This window comes from Mesorhizobium sp. RSR565B, assembly GCF_054719465.1.
The window spans coordinates 2,672,993-2,688,965 of sequence record NZ_JBTTIE010000001.1 but is presented as its reverse complement, the minus strand read 5'-3'; the positions used below and the strand labels follow the sequence as shown (position 1 = coordinate 2,688,965).

The window sequence follows — 15,973 nt, the reverse complement described above, 5'->3', positions numbered from 1 at the left end:
CCCTCTGTCCTGCCGGACATCTCCCCCGCAAGGGGGGAGATCAGATGTGGCTGCCGCCTTCGCAAATCTTCAACGCACCAAAAGAGACGCAGGTGGCGGAGCTGCCAATCTCCCTCCTTGCGGGGGAGATGGCCGGCAGGCCAGAGGGGGGTGGGCGGGAACACCGCGTTCGCCGCTAGCCCGGACCACCCCCATGAACTGGGATGACGTCCGCATCTTCCTCGCCGTGGCCCGCGCCGGGCAGATCCTTGGCGCCGCCAAGCGGCTGGAACTCAATCACGCCACCGTCTCGCGCCGCATCGCAGCGCTTGAGGATGCGTTACGGACAAAACTGTTTCGCCGGCTTACCACCGGCAGCGAGCTGACGCCGGCCGGCCAGCGCTTTCTCGACATTGCCGAGCGCATGGAAGCCGACATGATCGCCGCGCGCTCCGCCGTGTCGGGCGAAGGCGACGATATCTCAGGCACGGTGCGCATCGGCGCGCCCGACGGGTTTGGCGTTGCATTCCTCGCCACGCGTCTTGGCGCGCTGACCGCGCTGCACCGCGAACTCACCATCCAGCTGGTGCCGGTGCCGCGTTCCTTCTCGCTGTCGCGGCGCGAGGCCGACATCGCCATCACCGTCGAGCGGCCGAGCGAAGGCAGGCTGGTGGCGGGAAAGCTGGTCGACTACACGCTCGGCCTGTTTGCCTCGCGCGACTATGCACAGGCGCACGGCTTACCCGAGACCGCTGCCGAACTCGGCCACCATACGCTGATCGGCTACGTCCCAGACCTGATCGTCAGCCCTTCGCTCGACTATGCGGCGGAGTTCAGCCCGGACTGGCGCACCAGCTTCGCCATCTCCTCAGCGCTGGGCCAGGCCGAAGCGGTGCGGTCGGGCGCCGGCATCGGCATCTTGCACACCTTTGTCGCCCGCTCGATGCCGGAGCTGATCCCCGTCAACATCGTGACGCCGATCCGCCGCGCCTACTGGCTGGTCTATCATGAATCGGTCCGGCCGCTGCGCCGCGTGCAGATCGTCGCCAACTTCATCACCAAGGCGGTCGAGAGAGAGCGCGGGCTGTTTGTCTGATGGCCGCGCCGCCTTGCCTTCGCCACAAAATCGGCCAGTGTGGCAACAAGCGCGATGTCGCCTATCATTAAGGATTGGCTGCGCCGGGTGGGACACTTTTTTGCAAAGCTGGTGCGGATCAAAATGCGAGCGGTGCTCGCCATCTTGCCGCTTGTCGCGCTTTCCGCCTGCGCCAATCCATGGACCGAAGTTCCGGAAGCCGAACTGCCCAAGCCGGTCCGCATCGCAATGGCCCGCCCGTCGCCTTTCGTCTTCGGCAATTATTGCGGTCCCGGCACCCGCACCGGCGACCTCTCGGCTCGCCCTGTCAATCGCCTCGACAGCGCCTGCCAAATCCATGACGCCTGCTACATCGCGCGCCATAATCATTGCGACTGCGACGGCGCGCTCGTCGCCTCGGCAAAGGCGATCCGTGATGACAAGACAGCGCCGAAAAAGGAGCGCGGCGAGGCCGAGCTTTTGATCGCCACTTTCGCACTTCCCGTCTGCAAGGTCTTTCCGCAAGGCTTTATGCCGCCGCGCGATCCGGCTGAACTGAAGACGATGAACGGTGCGACCGGATGAACCGCGCCATCTGCCTGGCCTTGGCCGGGCTGGGGCTGGCGGCCCTTGCCGGTTGCGCCGCCCCGATCCGGCACAGCTGCGATTTCTTTCCCGATGCGAAGGATTGCGGCCGGCCGTCGCTATCGGCCGACACGCCGGGACCGCAGACTGCAGCAGCAGCGTTTTTCGGCGATGCCGGCGCCCGCGACTATGAAAGGCAGTTTCTGGCGCTGCTCGCCCACAACCAGATCGGCGCCATCGACAGGGCGAACGGCACCGGTCCGTTCGGCCATGACCGCCACGCCATCGCCAACCGCGATTTCCAGGCCACCTACCGGACGCTGGAACGGCTGGCGAAACCGGTCACCGCCGAACAGATGCCGGCAGAGGGCAAGCCCGGCGAAGGCCATTTTGACGGCCGCTGGCGGGTGTCGCGGCAGACGCTCTATGTCGACGCCGCCGCGCGGCCCTCCGCGCCAAAGACGTTCAGCTTTTCCGGCCTGCAGGCGCGCTCGGTCGAGATCGTGATGCGCCAGGCGGGAAAGCAGCCGGTTGAGATATCGGGCGTCTGCGACGGTGCGCTGGCGTTTCGCGCCGGCGGTGGCTCGCGCAGCGTGGCGAGCGGCGCCGCCTTCCGGCTCCGCCTGTCGGCCGGGCAAACCGTCTCCATGTTCCCCAGATTTGACCTGAACCGCTGCAGCCTCAAGCTCAGTTCCAGCCTGGCGCCGGCAGGCGCCCCGCTCACCATCCTGCGCGAAGAGGTTGCCTATCCGGCGATAGCCGCGCTCGACAGCCGCTACGAGCGTTGTCCAGTGCCCGATCCGTCCGGCCTGGATAAGCTTGCCAGCGTCTTTTACGCCGGCCGCTGGCTGTCGCAGACCTGTTCGCTGCCGCTCGGGTCACCGCGCCTGTTACGCAAGTCGCGCGACGGCTTCAACGCCAAGGTCGAAGCGCTGCTCGGCGCGCCTTTACCCGACAGCGCCTTCGACAAGGCCGACCCCGAACTGCCGCTCGATTTCTCGCGCGCGCCGAAACTCAAGCTGGTCTATCTGTCGTCGCTGGAGTTCAAGGCCGATTTTTCCGGCCGCGTCATCGAGCGGCTGATCCGCCATCACGCAGGCCTCGGCACCAAAGTGCGCATCATGGTCACAGACGTGCTGGAGCGCGACAAGGACGACGCGCTGCTGCACCGGCTGGCGGCGGATTATCCCAATGTCGAGTTGCAGGAATATCGCTGGCGGGCCGACCACGGCGCGCCGGTCGACGAGCAGCTGTCGCAGCTGCACAAGACCCATCACGTCAAGATGCTGGCGACACTTGCCGAGGATTCCGCCCGCTCGCGCGTCATCATCGGCGGCCGCAACATTCATGACGGCTTCCTGTTCCACAAGCCGATCGACTTGTCGCGCCACCCGAACCTGGAGCAATACGGCAAGACCGACGGCCTCTCGCTCAACTACTATTCGAACTGGAGCGATTTCGACATCGAGTTTGCCGACCCGGCCACGGTCGAAACGCTGGCCGCGCATCTCTCGACATTGTGGCTGCGCGACGCCGACGCCAACATCGCAAGACCCTTTTCCATTCCGGTGCGCTCCGACAGCCGGCGCCCGCCGGGCACGGTGCGCCATTTCATTTCCGTGCCCTACGAGGACAACCATGCGCTCGAGACCTATTTCGTCGAGCTGATCGACACTGCCCGGCACCATATCGAGATCGTCAATCCCTACCTTAATCTGACGCCGAAGCTCAGCCTGGCCATCGAGCGGGCGCTGGCGCGCGGCGTCAGGATCGACATTGTCGGCCGCATCGACCTCAAGGGCGATATTGGCGGCAAGCTGCTGACCGCGCTCAACAAGCTGTTCGTCGAGAAATATGGCGACCGCATCAACATCCGCGAATTCAAGGCGCCCGATGTCGTGCTGCACTCCAAGATCATGATGATCGACGAAAGGCTGGTGACGATCTCGTCGGTCAATCTCAACAACCGCAGTTTCTTCCACGATCTGGAGAACGGCATGACGGTGCTCGACCCTGCCTTCTACGCCAGGATGCAGCCGGTCTATGACGACTATGTCGCCCATTCGAACCCGGTATCGACCAAGGTGACGATACCGTGGGCCTACCGATGGCTGTTCTCGAAGGGTTGGGTGAAGGAGGCGTTTTGAGGGGCTGGCGAGGCTGAAGGAATGCCGTTCTGTAGCGATCCTTTACACCCCTCTGTCCGGTAGGACAGAGGGGGTGCTGGCCCGCCAGCTTTAAAAAGCACCCCTACCTCAAATACCGCTCCGGCCCCAGCTCCCGCACATCGATATCAGGCACCTTGCTGGAGATGATGTCGGACAGCACCTTGGCCGAGCCGCAGGCCATGGTCCAGCCAAGCGTGCCGTGCCCGGTGTTGAGATAGAGGTTGGAGAACTCGGTGCGGCCGACCAGCGGCGGCCCGTCCGGCGTCATCGGCCGCAGCCCGCACCAGAAGGACGCCGCCTTGAGGTCGCCGCCATCCGGGAACAGATCGCCGACCGAATGTTCGAGGGTGCGCCGGCGCGATTCGTGCAGCCTGAGATCGAAGCCGGAAATCTCCGCCGTGCCGCCGACGCGGATGCGGTCGCCGAGCCTGGTGATCGCCACCTTGTAGGTTTCGTCCATTACCGTCGACACCGGGGCGGCGACCGCGTCCTTGATCGGAACGGTGATCGAATAGCCCTTGACCGGATAGACCGGGATCGGGCGCCTGAGCAGGCGCATGAAGCGCGCCGAATAGCTGCCCAGCGCCAGCACATAAGCGTCGGCGGCGCGCGAGCGCTGGTCGGTGCCGACGCTGACGATGCGATTGCGGTTCTTGGAGAAGCGCCGGATCTGCGTGCCGTACTCGAACGTGACGCCGCGCGCCACGCAGAGCTCGGCCAGCCGATCGGTGAACATCTTGCAGTCGCCAGTTTCGTCGCCGGGCAATCTCAGCCCGCCGACAAACTTTTCCCGCACGCCGGCCAGCGCCGGCTCGGCCCCAATGCAGCCTTCGGGATCGAGCAACTCGTAGGGAACGCCATATTTCTTCAGCACCTCGACATCGCCGCCGGTGCCGTCGAGCTGCTTTTGCGTGCGAAACAGCTGCAGCGTGCCCTTGGTCCGCTCGTCATAGGCGATGCCGGTCGCCTCGCGCAGCGCCTTCAGCGTGTCGCGGCTGTATTCGGCGAGCGGCACCATGCGCGCCTTGTTGATGGCGTAGCGATCCGCGGTGCAATTGCGCAGCATCTTGATGAGCCATGTCCACATATACGGATCGAAGGCCGGCCGCACCACCAGCGGGCCGTGCTTCATCAACAGCCACTTGATTGCCTTCAGCGGAATGCCGGGGCCGGCCCAGGGCGAAGCATAGCCCGGCGAGATCTCGCCGGCATTGGCGAAGCTGGTTTCCAGCGCCGGCCCTTTCTGGCGGTCGAACACCGTCACCTCGTGGCCGGCCTCAGCGAGATAATAGGCAGTGGTGACCCCGATAACGCCGCCGCCCAACACGAAGATCTTCATCGCATCACTCTCCACGACGACTTCCGTCAGAGGGCCGCCGCCTCCTGTCTGCCGGATTCTGCGGCGTCCGCCAAGGGGCGGCGTGTCGCGGCTCTATTCGTTGATATAGCGGCGGTGGAAGCGGGGGCCGAGACTGGTCAGGATTTCATAACCGATCGTGCCGGCATGACCGGCGGCGTCATCGACGCTCTGCGAGGGGCCTAGGAGTTCGACAAGGTCGCCCTCGCGCAGCCGGCCGGCCGGCAGGGCCGAGATGTCGAGTATGATCGAATCCATCGACACCCGCCCGACAAAGGGCAGTCGCACGCCGTCGAGCCAGGCAGCCGAAGCCGCGCGCCGGTGCCAGCCATCGGCATAGCCGAGCGAGATCGTCGCCGCGCGCAAGGGACCGCTGGCCAGAAACGCATGTCCGTAGCCGACGCCCGCGCCCTTATCGATGCCGCGTGTCTGGATGATCTTTGCCTCGAGCCGCACCACCGGCAGCATCGGGTTCGCCTCATCAGGCGTCGGATTGATGCCGTAGAGCGCAGCGCCCGGACGCGCCAGGTCGTACTGATAGCGCGGCCCAAGAAAGATGCCGGAGGAATTGTCGAGCGACGCCGGCGCCTTGGGCAGCATTTTGCGCAGCCGTTCGAACTCTTTGAGCTGCGCGTCATTGGCCGGATTGCCCGGCTCGTCGGCGCGGGCCAGATGGCTCATGACGAGGACGACATCGACGCCGGCGAAAGCATCGGCCGTAAGCGCCTCGACCTCTGCCGGCGCCATGCCCAGCCGCGACATGCCGCTGTCGACCTGGATGGCGGCCTTGAGCTTGCGGCCGGCCTTTTGGCCTGCCTCGCTCCACGCCTTCAGTTGCCCGGTGCTGTTGATGACGGGAACAAGGTCGGCGGCCACCGCTTCAGATTCCGAGCCCGGCGGCAGGCCGTTCAGCACATGGATTTCCAGCTTCGGTCCGAGTGCGTCGCGCAGCGCGACACCCTCGGTGAGATGCGCGACAAAGAAGCTGTCGCAGCCTTCGGCAACCAGTGCCGCCGCCACTTGCCGCGCGCCGAGCCCGTAACCGTCGGCCTTGACGACGCCGGCGCAGCGCACGCCGCCGAGCTTTGCCTTGAGCCGCCGGTAATTCTCTCGGATAGCGCCGAGATCGATGGTGAGAATGGCGCCGGCCGCCGCTTCGCTGATCGTATCTTTGGCTTTATGCATCGCAGACCCGCTGAAGTCGGCGCTGCCCCTCATTGTCCTGCCGGATATCTCTCCCTATCCCTATACGGGGAGTTGAGGAGCGGTCGGCGTAAAGCGGACGAAAAGCCAACTGCTTGGCTTTTCGAGTGACGAAAGCCGGCAGGCGGGTGAGGGGCAGCCCATACGCTGCGCTAAGAGGCCATTGCCCGGCGTCGTTCATATGGGTCTCGTGGCTGCGGGTGTCCCGATCAATAAAGCACGAATCAGGTGCCGTGCGAACCGTCACATCCAGCTAGGCAAGATGACGGAACGTCGCCACCACATCCTCATAGACGTTGCGTTTGAACGGCACTATCAGATCGGGCAGGTCCTGCATTGGCCGCCATGCCCATTCATCGAATTCGGCGGTGTGGCCGCCGGGCGGCGGATTGATCTGGATCTCGCTGGCCTCGCCGTGAAAGCGGTAGGCGAACCATTTCTGCGTCTGGCCGCGATAACGCCCCTTGAGGGCTATGCCGACCAGATCGGGCGGCAGGTCGTAATTGATCCAGTGCGGCGCCTCGGCCAGCAGCGTGACAGAGCGCATGCCGGTCTCTTCATAGAGCTCGCGCCCGGCCGCCTGCAGCGGCTCCTCGCCCTCGTCGATGCCGCCTTGCGGCATCTGCCAGAGCTGCGTGGTGCCGGCGAATTCGCTGTCCGGCTCGGCGATGCGGTGCCCAACCCAGACCAGCCCGTCGCCATTGAGGATCATCAGCCCGACACAGGGGCGGTATGGCAGCGTCTCGGGATCGATCTTTTTAGCCATCGGAGTTTAAAGCCGTTCTGAGATTCGCTCCGGCGAGGCAGTGGCGAATGATTTCGAGAACCGGAGCGGAGCGTACTCAAAGTAGGCTTGCCCCGGAAGCGGAAAACTTGGGTTCGTTCCAGTCACTGCCACCCGGCCCCGTTGCCGCCGTTGCGGTCGAATGGCAGAGTAATCCCATGAAAAATATTCAAATCATCGACGGCGCCTTGAACGCAACCTTCAGCGTGTTCGAGGCAACAGAGGAGGAGTACGCCGCCATCTTCCCGGATGGAAGAGACATGGAACTGGCCGAAGATTTATTTGAGCGGCTTGGTGAAGACGAGGCAGGTCGCGTGCTGGCGCCGCTTTGGGGTCGTCCCATCCTGAAACGCGATGTGCTCGGAATCCACGGCACCCTGTTCTACAACAACGAATATCGGCGGAGACACATCCCGCAATCAAAGCGCGAGGTCGACTGGGATGATGGTTCAATCAATCAGGCCCAGAGAGAGCTCTTTTCTCGGCATCGTTGAAAATCGCCACAAGCGCCGGTCAGCCCTTTTCCGGGTCGATGGCCACCGCCGAGATCGGCACGATCTCGATGCCGCGCTTTTTCGCTTCGACCGCCCAGAACGCCACGGTGTCGACGGTGAGGTCGAAAGCCGAGCCGATGCCGACGGCGGAGCCTTTCGCACGCGCGGTCGCTTCCAGCGCGTCGAGCTTTTTCAGGATGGCGCCGCGGTCCTGCACGGCGTCGATTGCCGTATCGCCGGCGACGAACGGCACACCGTCCTTCAAGGCGAGATCGGACGCCAAGCTCCGTGCGGACGAGCCGTCATCGATATAGGCAAGGCCGCGCTTGCCAAGCTCGGCCATGAACGGCCCCATCGCTGTCGCGTCGGCCGAAAAGCGCGCCCCCATATAGTTCATGACGCCGGTATAGTTGGTGGTCCGCGACAGCGCCCAGCGCAGATTCTTCAGATTGTCGTCCTGGCTTGCCGCCACTGTCAGCGTGTTGCGGCCGGGATTGACATTGGGATAGTCGAACGGTTCGAGCGGCACCTGCATGACCACCTCATGCCCGCTCTGCCGTGCCGCCTGCATCCACCGGCCAATGCTGTTGCCTTGCGGCGCAAAAGCCAGCGTCACTTCGGCCGGCAGCTTGGCGATCGCCGCCTGCGTGCCGGTCTGCGACACGGCAAGCCCGCCGATGACGATTGCCACGCGAGCGCCGCGCGAACCCGACCACGGCCGCGCATAGACATCGAACGGCCGCCGGCCGTCAGCGGCGCGAACCGGGAGTGGGCCGGTGTCGCTGGCCTCGATCAGCGCCCTGTCGGGGACATGCGCGATCTTCAGGTTCTGGCCGATCGTCGACGGGTCGTGGATGACAATGGCTGCATTGGGCGGGCCGTCACCCTCCTGGGTTTGCACATGGATGATCTGCGGACCGCTGGCCTTGGGCGTTTCCGCCTTCGGCGCTGCCGCCGTCGCTTGAGCAGTGGGCGCTGCGGCCGCGGGCTCGGCCGCCGCCGTCACCTTTGGCGTCGAGACCGCGATTGCTTCCGGTTTGCGGAACGGCTTCTCGCGCAGCGCGATCGCGCCGGAGATGCCGACCGCGGCCAGCACGACCAGCGTCGCCGCGACGGCGCCAGCGCTGATCCCGCGCGACGCAGCACGCGGTCGGACGGTCTGTCCGAGCGGGCGTTCGATGTCCTTGCCGACGTCAGCCAAGCCGCATCCCCGGGCGCGTGATCAGCGAAATCTTTTCGCCATGCGCAGATCCAAAACTGAAGGCGCGTCCCCTGCGCCTTTTGAGGCGCAGCGCCCAGCTGCCCCCGAATCAAACTGCCGGAACCTCACGGTCCCGGCAGCATTGCATCGCTTCGATTGGGCAGCCAGAGCTACCAGTCGATTTTACTGGTTAAGCACTGCCTTCTCAGGATTCGGCGGGAATGCCGGATCGGTCTTCTGGCCGCGCAGCAGCTGTTCGGCATAGATCAGCTGCAGATCGTCCTTTGGATCCGGCGGCACATAGGCAGCCGAGCCCGAGCCGGTATCGCTCTCGTCGGCCCCCTTGATATGGCCCTTGAGGTCAGATTCACCGCGCGTCAGGTCCCTGCCCTGCAGTTCGGGCGGCAGCGGCTGGTCGACCTTGATGTCGGGCGTGATGCCCTTGCCCTGGATCGACTTGCCGGACGGCGTGTAATAGAGCGCCGTCGTCAGGCGCAGCGCGCCGTTCTCGCCAAGCGGGATGATGGTCTGCACCGAGCCCTTGCCGAATGACTGCGTGCCGACCACTGTGGCGCGGCGCAGGTCCTGCAGCGCGCCGGCGACGATCTCGGAGGCGCTGGCCGAACCGCCATTGACGAGCACGATCAGCGGCTTGGCGCCGATGTCGTCGCCTGCCTTGGCGTCGAAGCGTGTGACGTCCTTCGGGTCGCGGCCGCGGGTCGAGACGATCTCGCCACGGTCGAGGAAGGCGTCGGACACGCTCACCGCCTGGTCGAGCAGGCCGCCCGGGTTGAGCCTGAGATCGAGCACATAGCCCTTGAGCTTGTCGTTCGGCACCTGCTTCTTGATGGTGTCGATGGCATTCTCGAGGTCGTCATAGGTCTTTTCGGTGAAGGAGGTGATCTTCATGTAGCCGATGTCGTTCTCGACCCGGAACTTGACCGCCTTGACCTTGATGATATCGCGCACCACCGTCAGCTCGATCGGCTTGTCGGCGCCTTGGCGCAGGATGGTCAGCTTGATCGGCGTGTTGACCAGGCCGCGCATCTTTTCGACTGCATCGTTGAGCGTCAGGCCGCGAACCTCTTGGCCGTCGATCTTGGCGATATAGTCGCCGGCCAGCACGCCTGCCTTGGCAGCCGGGGTGTCGTCGATCGGCGTGATCACCTTGACCAGGTCGTTCTCCATGGTGACCTCGATGCCGAGGCCGCCGAACTCACCCTTGGTCTGCACGCGCATGTCCTGCGCCTGCTCGGCGTTCATGTAGGAGGAGTGCGGGTCGAGCGAGGTGAGCATGCCGTTGATGGCGTTTTCGACCAGCGACTTGTCGTCCGGCGGCGTCACATACTGCGCCCGCACGCGCTCGAAGATGTCGCCGAAGATCGCCAGTTGCTTGTAGGTCTCGGAGCCTGCAGCGTTCGCCGTCGAGCCGGGCGCGCCATAGACCAGGCTCATCGCTGACGCGCCCATCAGCGCACCGGCAATAAGAAGCGACAGTTTCCGCATCATTTCACGTCCTTCCAGAGAAGCGGTCCGCCCACCATGGGGTCGGATCGACGGGTTTTCCATCCTTGCGGAACTCGACGTAGAGTTCCGGCGTGGCATTTCCATTCTTCGAGGCCGAGGTGCTTGCCACCCGGGCCTCTCCCATCGCGCCGACCGGCTCTCCTGCGAGCACCGACTGGCCAGACGCGACGCTGATTCTGCTCATCCCCGCCAGGACGACATGATAGCCGTCTCCCGCATTGAGGATCAAGAGTTGACCATAGGAGCGAAAAGGCCCCGCATAAAGCACATTTCCGTCCGCCGGTGCCGTGACGATGGCTCCCGATTGTGTCGCAACCATGTCGCCAAGCATCACCGCGCCGTTACCGTCATCGGCCCCGAAACGCAGCTTGATCTTGCCGGTGACCGGCAGCGAGACTTGTCCCTGAAGTGCCGAAAACGGCGCAGCGGCGGTGAGGCGGTTGCCTTCCGGCACGGGCAGCGAAGCCAGCTCCGTCGACGCGGTTGTGCCTGCATCGGCGTTATCGGCGTCCGGCTTATCGCTGTCGGCCGCTTTCTGTTCGCCTGCCTTGACGGCATCCGCCGCCTTGCGGCTCTTGTCGGCTTCAAGCGAAGCGATCAGCTCTTTCAGGCTGCCGGCCTTGGCCGCAAGCGCCTGGGACCGCTGCTTTTCAGCGGCCATCGCCGTCCAGGTGTCCGCCTCGAGCTTCTGCTTGGCTTCGAGCAGCATGGAGAGGCGTTTCTTTTCCGCCGTCTGCTCGCCGACCGCCGCCGTCAGCCGCGTCCGCTCGGCCTCGATCGAGGCCGTCACCCGGGTCTGTTCCCTGAGGTCGGCCAGCAATTTGTCGGTCTGCTGGCGCAGTTCCGGCACCACTGCGCCGAGCAGGATGGCGCTGCGCACCGACGACAGCGCGTCTTCCGGCTTGACCAGGATCGCCGGCGGCGGATTGAGCCCCATGCGCTGCAGCGCGCCCAGCACCTCGGCCAGCACGTCGCGCCGCGCCGCCAGCGAGACACGGATCTTCTGTTCCTCGCCCTTCAGTCCTTCGAGCCTGGCGCCGATATCCTCGATGTCCTGGCCGAGCTTCTGCTCGGTCATCGCCGACTGGATAAGCGCCGCGGTGATCGAGGCATGGTCCTTCTTGACCGAAGCAATGTCGGCGGCGAGCTTGGCCAGCCGTTCGGACGACAGCGTGATCTCGGCCGACACCTTCTCATATTCGGCACGGCTCAGATCGGGGTCGGGCGCCACGTCCAGCGTATTTTCGGCCCGCGCAAGCCCGAGCGACAGCAAAACCACCGCTGCAGCGATGCCGCAGCGCGCGTGCCGGAAGCCCGTTCGTGATTTCCCGTTGTCAGCCATTGAAGCCCGACTCTATGCGTGGCTTCGTTAACGAACCATCAACCATGATCGAACCGAAGCCTAGCACAAAACAGCCGCGCATTGGGGCGGAAATCCGGACGATTGACCCTCGACCCACTGATTTACGAACGGTGGTAGGGATGTCCCGAAAGAATCGTTGCCGCCCGATAGAGCTGCTCGCCCAGCATGACACGCACCAGTTGGTGCGGCCAGGTCGCCGCGCCGAACGAGACCATCAGCTCAGCCTGGTCGCGAATCGACTGGTCGTGCCCGTCGGCGCCGCCAATGGCGATGACCAACGCCTTGCGTCCGCCATCGCGCAGCTGGCCGATACGGCTGGCGAAATCGTCTGAGGACAGGTTTTTGCCGCGTTCGTCGAGCAGGAACAGCGCCGTGCCCGGCTGCAGCTGTGCCTGCAGCTTCTGGCCTTCCTCGCGGCGGCGCTCATTGGCGTTCTGGGCTCGTCCCTCGGCGATCTCGGCGACACCAGAGAATTCGAACCCGATCGCCGGGCCGCTCTTGGCGAAACGCTCGAAATAGCGGTCGGCGAGTTCTCTCTCGGGGCCGGCCTTCATCCGGCCCACGGCATGAACTGCTATCTTCATCCCTGCCTCGGCGAGCTTTCAATCCATGTCGCACCCAGGATGGTTACGACATGAGACGGAGCTCAGTGCAAGGTCTCTTCCTCGAGGTCCGGCGCCTGCCACATCTTTTCAAGATTGTAGAATTCGCGGACTTCTGGGCGGAAGACATGGACGATGATGTCGCCTGAATCGATCAGGACCCAGTCGGCGCCGGACAGCCCCTCGACGCGCGCCGTGCCGAGACCGGCATCCTTGAGCGCCTTGAGGAGGTGGTCGGCGACAGCCGAGACATGACGGTGCGACCGGCCCGACGCGATGACCATATAGTCGCCGAGGCTCGATTTCCGCTGAATGTCGATTGAGACAATATTTTCGGCCTTGGAGTCTTCCAGACTGGCAAGGACTGTCTTGATGGCACGGGACACGGCGTCATCTACGCTGATCCTGGCCGGCGAAGGCATGATGTCAGCCTTCTTCCGCAATGCTGTTCTCAGTGTATTTCCTTTCGCAGCAAGAACAACCAAATCACCCACGAAATCAGGTGACACCCTATAGATAGGCAGAGTTCCCTTGCAGTTTCAAGACGGGAGGCCCTGCCAGCGCGAACGCAGTGCACGACTTCCGGTTCCGGAGCCTTGAGAAAAATCGGAACCCATGGCCGCGGCAGAGGTTATCGACACACCCCCAAACGGATTTTCCTGATGCCAATCGACCCCCAGAACACGCTGCTCACCGTGCAGGCTGGCCTTGCGCAACTCAGCACGCTGATCGTTTCCTATTCCTTCTCCGCCATCGGCGCCATCATCCTGCTGGTCGTCGGCTATCTCGTCGCCGGGCTCGCAGAACGATCGATCTCAGCCGGCCTCGGCCATATCCATGGTTTCGACGCGACGCTGCGCCATTTCTTCTCGAAGATCGTGCGCTACGCCATCCTGATCCTGGTCATCATCATGGTGCTCGGCCAGTTCGGCGTTCAGACGGCCTCGATCATCGCCGCCATCGGCGCCATCGGGCTGGCAATCGGCCTGGCGCTGCAAGGCACGCTGCAGAACATCGCCGCAGGCATCATGCTTCTGGCGCTCAGGCCATTCCGCATCGGCGAATATGTCGAGGTCGGCGCCATTTCCGGCACCGTCGAGGAAATCGGCCTGTTCGCCACCAAGCTCCGCACGACAGACGGCGTCTATGTGCTGGCGCCCAATTCGACGCTATGGAACCAGCCGGTGCGCAATTTTACCCGTAATGGTGTGCGCCGCGGCGATATCACGCTGAGCATCGGCTCCTGGAACGACATCGACCTGGCGCAGAAAACCATGCTGGGCGTTGCCGGCGGCGAGCGCCGCGTCAAGCGAGAGCCGGCGCCGATCGCCTTCGTCGCCACGGTGGGCGATGCCAGCGTCGCCATCACCTTGCGCTACTGGACCACGGCGGCGGATTTCTTCGCCACCCAGATCGATCTCACCAAACGCGTCAAGCAGGCGTTCGACGCCGAAGCCATTTCGGTTCCCGCACCTCCGCCGGAGGCTCGACAGGAAACTGCCGCCACCAGGCAGTAGGAGCTGTGAAACCGTTCAGCGCTTATCTTCCGGGGCGTAGGCGAGCTCCACCGGCAGCGGCGCCTGCGCCGACATCGGCGCGAAACTGCTGGTCTCCGTAGCGGGGACGGCGCGCGTGGTGGCCACTCGCCACAGCACGAACAGGCAGAAGACAGTGGCGATGACGATGGCCACATAAATGAAGGCCTGCGTGCCATAGACAGCCGACAGGGCCGTCACGATACCCGGCACGATGAACCCCGACAGCGACCAGGCAAACAGCAACGAACTCGACAGCGCCACCATGTCGTCCTTGCCGGCGCGGTCGGCGGCATGCGCGCTGGCCAGCGAATAGATCGATTCCGAGGCGCCGTCCCAGATCACATAGATCACCACCAGCACCGCCAGAGCGCCACCGTCAAAGCCGATAGCCAGAATACCGGCAACGATGGCCAGTGCCGCAGCGCCGGCCAGCACGTAACGGCGATCGGTACGATCCGAAATCCAGCCGAGCGGGATCTGCAGGATCAGCGTGCCGACGGGCATGGCCGACAAAAGCAGCGCCACATCGGCCTGGCTGTAGCCTTTGGCCGTGGCGTGGATCGGCGCAAAGCCGGCGATCGCCATCGACAGACCGCCAACGGCGAGCATGCCGGCCACTCCGACCGGCGAAATCCGCCAGGCGCGACCGAGCGCCACGGAGGCTGCGCGAGGTGGCGGCGGTTGAGCCAACCGCGTCATGCCGACCGGCAGGATCGACACCGCGGTGAAGGCAATGCCGATCAGCGGCGCCTGCGCCGTCGCGATGTCGACCGCCGCCAGCAGGGCATAGCCGACGCCAAGTCCGGCGACATAGGCGACGTAAAACACCGCCATCACCCGGCCGCGAATGGCGTTTGCGACGGCATCGTTGAGCCAGCTCTGGGCGACGATGAACAGGCCGCATATGGCAAAACCGTAAAGCGCGCGCGCCGCGATCCACAGCAGCGGGTAGGTGCCGGCGCCAATGGCAGCATTCGACAGCGCTATCAGCGCCGACAGCACCATGAAGGCGCGGGCGTGCCCGACGCGGCGCACCAGCGGCCCGGTCAGGATACAGCCGGCAAGTCCGCCGGCAGACAGGCCGGTGATGATCAGCCCGGCCCAGGTCGGATCGAAGCGCTCGACGCCAAGCCGGACCGGGATATAGGCGAACATCAACCCGTTGCCGACCGCGATCAGCGCCATCGACATGATTACGCTGGCAATGGCGATCACGGGCGCCGGCGGGGCGCCATGATTGTGGTCGATGTCGGTCTGGTTCACTGAATTGGCCATATCCAGCGCAGCATCGCCCAGCGGATCGCGAAAGGCCGCCGTAAAAGCGACATCGGCGATCTGGCCTTACGAGTTACCCCTTGGCTTGCTTGCGAATAGCACTCGATGACAGCGACGAACGCGGGCCGTGAATAAAAGTCCAGGCCGGCGCCTTCATGCGGGCGAGCCGGGGCGCGTCACCCTCGTCGACGCGGGCATAGTCGAAGGTTTTGGCCACGACCGAGGACAGGAAGGACAGCGTCGCGCCCGGGCGGTCGATGACGGCGATCGGGAAGGTCATGACGATCTGGCGCCAGCGCTGCCAGCGGTGGAAATCGCGAAGCGAGTCGGCGCCCATGATCCAGACGAAATCGACGCCGGGATTGCGTGCCTTGACCAACGCCAGCGTGTCGGCGGTGAAGCGAATATGATGCGCCGCCTCGAAGGCGGTGACCTTGATCTTCGGGTTCTTGGCGATCTGCTCCGACTGCAGCAGCCGGTCGCTCAGCGGCGCCAATTCCCTCGTGCTCTTCAGCGGATTGCCTGGAGTGACCATCCACCAGAGCTGGTCGAGCGCGAGGCGCCGCAAGGCAATTTCCGCCACCAGCGCATGGCCGGCATGCGGCGGGTTGAACGATCCGCCGAACAGGCCGACGGCGAGGCCTTTCTCGGCATGCGGCATGCGGAGGTAGTGCGAGGGGATGGCGGGCTGAAGGGACGACAGCATGGTGCTAGGCACCCCCCTCTGCCCTACCGGGCATCTCCCCCGCAAGGGGGGAGATCAGCAGCTTCGGCAAAGGCAATTTTCTTGCAACGTTAGTGATTGGCGAAAGCGGAAGAAAA

The 15,973-nt window shown here is 64.4% G+C and carries 15 protein-coding genes; 5 read left to right on the top strand and 10 right to left on the bottom strand.

Annotated elements, in window-relative coordinates:
* Positions 1-193: 193 nt before the first annotated feature.
* The 3 genes from ACYG9R_RS13035 to ACYG9R_RS13025 all read left to right on the top strand — a co-directional run bounded on the left by ACYG9R_RS13035 (position 194) and on the right by ACYG9R_RS13025 (position 3,786).
* Positions 194-1,075: a LysR family transcriptional regulator gene (locus ACYG9R_RS13035; RefSeq protein ID WP_023822438.1), complete on the top strand. Its 882-nt coding sequence runs from the start codon at positions 194-196 to the stop codon at positions 1,073-1,075.
* Positions 1,076-1,198: 123 nt separating this feature from the next.
* Positions 1,199-1,639: a hypothetical protein gene (locus ACYG9R_RS13030; protein WP_023737897.1), complete on the top strand. Its 441-nt coding sequence runs from the start codon at positions 1,199-1,201 to the stop codon at positions 1,637-1,639.
* Positions 1,636-3,786, top strand: coding sequence for a phospholipase D-like domain-containing protein (locus ACYG9R_RS13025; protein ID WP_023824277.1), 2,151 nt, complete (start codon positions 1,636-1,638; stop codon positions 3,784-3,786). Before ACYG9R_RS13030 ends, ACYG9R_RS13025 begins: the two co-directional genes overlap by 4 nt.
* Positions 3,787-3,889: 103 nt before the next feature.
* Here ACYG9R_RS13025 and ACYG9R_RS13020 read toward each other — a convergent pair whose 3' ends face one another.
* From ACYG9R_RS13020 to ACYG9R_RS13010, 3 genes are all read right to left on the bottom strand, one after another.
* Positions 3,890-5,146: a D-amino acid dehydrogenase gene (locus ACYG9R_RS13020; protein WP_023668705.1), complete on the bottom strand. Its 1,257-nt coding sequence runs from the start codon at positions 5,144-5,146 to the stop codon at positions 3,890-3,892.
* A gap of 93 nt (positions 5,147-5,239) precedes the next feature.
* Positions 5,240-6,349: an alanine racemase gene (gene alr, locus ACYG9R_RS13015; protein ID WP_031199514.1), complete on the bottom strand. Its 1,110-nt coding sequence runs from the start codon at positions 6,347-6,349 to the stop codon at positions 5,240-5,242.
* Between the two features lie 271 nt (positions 6,350-6,620).
* Positions 6,621-7,133 (bottom strand): RNA pyrophosphohydrolase, encoded by a 513-nt coding sequence (locus tag ACYG9R_RS13010; RefSeq protein WP_023824279.1) that lies wholly within the window; start codon positions 7,131-7,133, stop codon positions 6,621-6,623.
* Between the two features lie 47 nt (positions 7,134-7,180).
* Between ACYG9R_RS13010 and ACYG9R_RS13005 the strand changes: the two genes are divergently transcribed.
* Positions 7,181-7,645, top strand: a complete 465-nt coding sequence (locus tag ACYG9R_RS13005) for a hypothetical protein (RefSeq protein ID WP_245260086.1) — start codon at positions 7,181-7,183, stop codon at positions 7,643-7,645.
* Between the two features lie 19 nt (positions 7,646-7,664).
* On the opposite strand, the gene ACYG9R_RS13000 is transcribed toward ACYG9R_RS13005, so the two are convergent.
* The 5 genes from ACYG9R_RS13000 to rsfS form a co-directional block, all read right to left on the bottom strand.
* Complete coding sequence (locus ACYG9R_RS13000) at positions 7,665-8,846, bottom strand: divergent polysaccharide deacetylase family protein (RefSeq protein ID WP_023815252.1); 1,182 nt, start codon at positions 8,844-8,846, stop codon at positions 7,665-7,667.
* A gap of 183 nt (positions 8,847-9,029) precedes the next feature.
* The gene (locus ACYG9R_RS12995; RefSeq protein WP_023668701.1) at positions 9,030-10,355 is read right to left on the bottom strand and encodes a S41 family peptidase; all 1,326 of its coding nucleotides are present in this window, start codon (positions 10,353-10,355) and stop codon (positions 9,030-9,032) included.
* A 1-nt stretch (position 10,356) separates the two neighbouring features.
* Complete coding sequence (locus ACYG9R_RS12990; RefSeq protein ID WP_023668700.1) at positions 10,357-11,715, bottom strand: murein hydrolase activator EnvC family protein; 1,359 nt, start codon at positions 11,713-11,715, stop codon at positions 10,357-10,359.
* Between the two features lie 122 nt (positions 11,716-11,837).
* A complete protein-coding gene (gene rlmH / locus ACYG9R_RS12985) occupies positions 11,838-12,320 on the bottom strand; it encodes a 23S rRNA (pseudouridine(1915)-N(3))-methyltransferase RlmH (RefSeq protein WP_023668699.1) in 483 nt (160 codons plus the stop codon).
* Between the two features lie 62 nt (positions 12,321-12,382).
* The gene (rsfS, locus tag ACYG9R_RS12980; protein WP_023668698.1) at positions 12,383-12,760 is read right to left on the bottom strand and encodes a ribosome silencing factor; all 378 of its coding nucleotides are present in this window, start codon (positions 12,758-12,760) and stop codon (positions 12,383-12,385) included.
* Between the two features lie 240 nt (positions 12,761-13,000).
* Between rsfS and ACYG9R_RS12975 the strand changes: the two genes are divergently transcribed.
* Positions 13,001-13,855 (top strand): mechanosensitive ion channel family protein, encoded by an 855-nt coding sequence (locus ACYG9R_RS12975; RefSeq protein WP_352666438.1) that lies wholly within the window; start codon positions 13,001-13,003, stop codon positions 13,853-13,855.
* Between the two features lie 15 nt (positions 13,856-13,870).
* Here ACYG9R_RS12975 and ACYG9R_RS12970 read toward each other — a convergent pair whose 3' ends face one another.
* Together ACYG9R_RS12970 and ACYG9R_RS12965 are read right to left on the bottom strand one after the other, a co-directional pair.
* Positions 13,871-15,139 carry an MFS transporter gene (locus tag ACYG9R_RS12970; RefSeq protein ID WP_460221828.1) on the bottom strand — a complete coding sequence of 423 codons (1,269 nt, stop codon included), beginning with the start codon at positions 15,137-15,139 and terminating at the stop codon, positions 13,871-13,873.
* Between the two features lie 85 nt (positions 15,140-15,224).
* Positions 15,225-15,857, bottom strand: coding sequence for a nicotinate-nucleotide adenylyltransferase (locus ACYG9R_RS12965; RefSeq protein ID WP_023700240.1), 633 nt, complete (start codon positions 15,855-15,857; stop codon positions 15,225-15,227).
* Between the last annotated feature and the right edge of the window lie 116 nt (positions 15,858-15,973).

Excerpts from the sequence above, each read along its gene's own strand:
- rsfS (WP_023668698.1), bottom strand. The coding sequence starts at position 12,760 with ATGCCTTCGCCGGCCAGGATCAGCGTAGATGACGCCGTGTCCCGTGCC.
- ACYG9R_RS13035 (WP_023822438.1), top strand. The coding sequence starts at position 194 with ATGAACTGGGATGACGTCCGCATCTTCCTCGCCGTGGCCCGCGCCGGG.
- ACYG9R_RS13025 (WP_023824277.1), top strand. The coding sequence starts at position 1,636 with ATGAACCGCGCCATCTGCCTGGCCTTGGCCGGGCTGGGGCTGGCGGCC.
- ACYG9R_RS13010 (WP_023824279.1), bottom strand. The coding sequence starts at position 7,133 with ATGGCTAAAAAGATCGATCCCGAGACGCTGCCATACCGCCCCTGTGTC.
- ACYG9R_RS12995 (WP_023668701.1), bottom strand. The coding sequence starts at position 10,355 with ATGATGCGGAAACTGTCGCTTCTTATTGCCGGTGCGCTGATGGGCGCG.
- ACYG9R_RS12975 (WP_352666438.1), top strand. The coding sequence starts at position 13,001 with ATGCCAATCGACCCCCAGAACACGCTGCTCACCGTGCAGGCTGGCCTT.
- alr (WP_031199514.1), bottom strand. The coding sequence starts at position 6,349 with ATGCATAAAGCCAAAGATACGATCAGCGAAGCGGCGGCCGGCGCCATT.
- ACYG9R_RS13005 (WP_245260086.1), top strand. The coding sequence starts at position 7,181 with ATGATTTCGAGAACCGGAGCGGAGCGTACTCAAAGTAGGCTTGCCCCG.
- ACYG9R_RS13020 (WP_023668705.1), bottom strand. The coding sequence starts at position 5,146 with ATGAAGATCTTCGTGTTGGGCGGCGGCGTTATCGGGGTCACCACTGCC.
- ACYG9R_RS12990 (WP_023668700.1), bottom strand. The coding sequence starts at position 11,715 with ATGGCTGACAACGGGAAATCACGAACGGGCTTCCGGCACGCGCGCTGC.
- ACYG9R_RS13030 (WP_023737897.1), top strand. The coding sequence starts at position 1,199 with ATGCGAGCGGTGCTCGCCATCTTGCCGCTTGTCGCGCTTTCCGCCTGC.
- ACYG9R_RS12965 (WP_023700240.1), bottom strand. The coding sequence starts at position 15,857 with ATGCTGTCGTCCCTTCAGCCCGCCATCCCCTCGCACTACCTCCGCATG.
- rlmH (WP_023668699.1), bottom strand. The coding sequence starts at position 12,320 with ATGAAGATAGCAGTTCATGCCGTGGGCCGGATGAAGGCCGGCCCCGAG.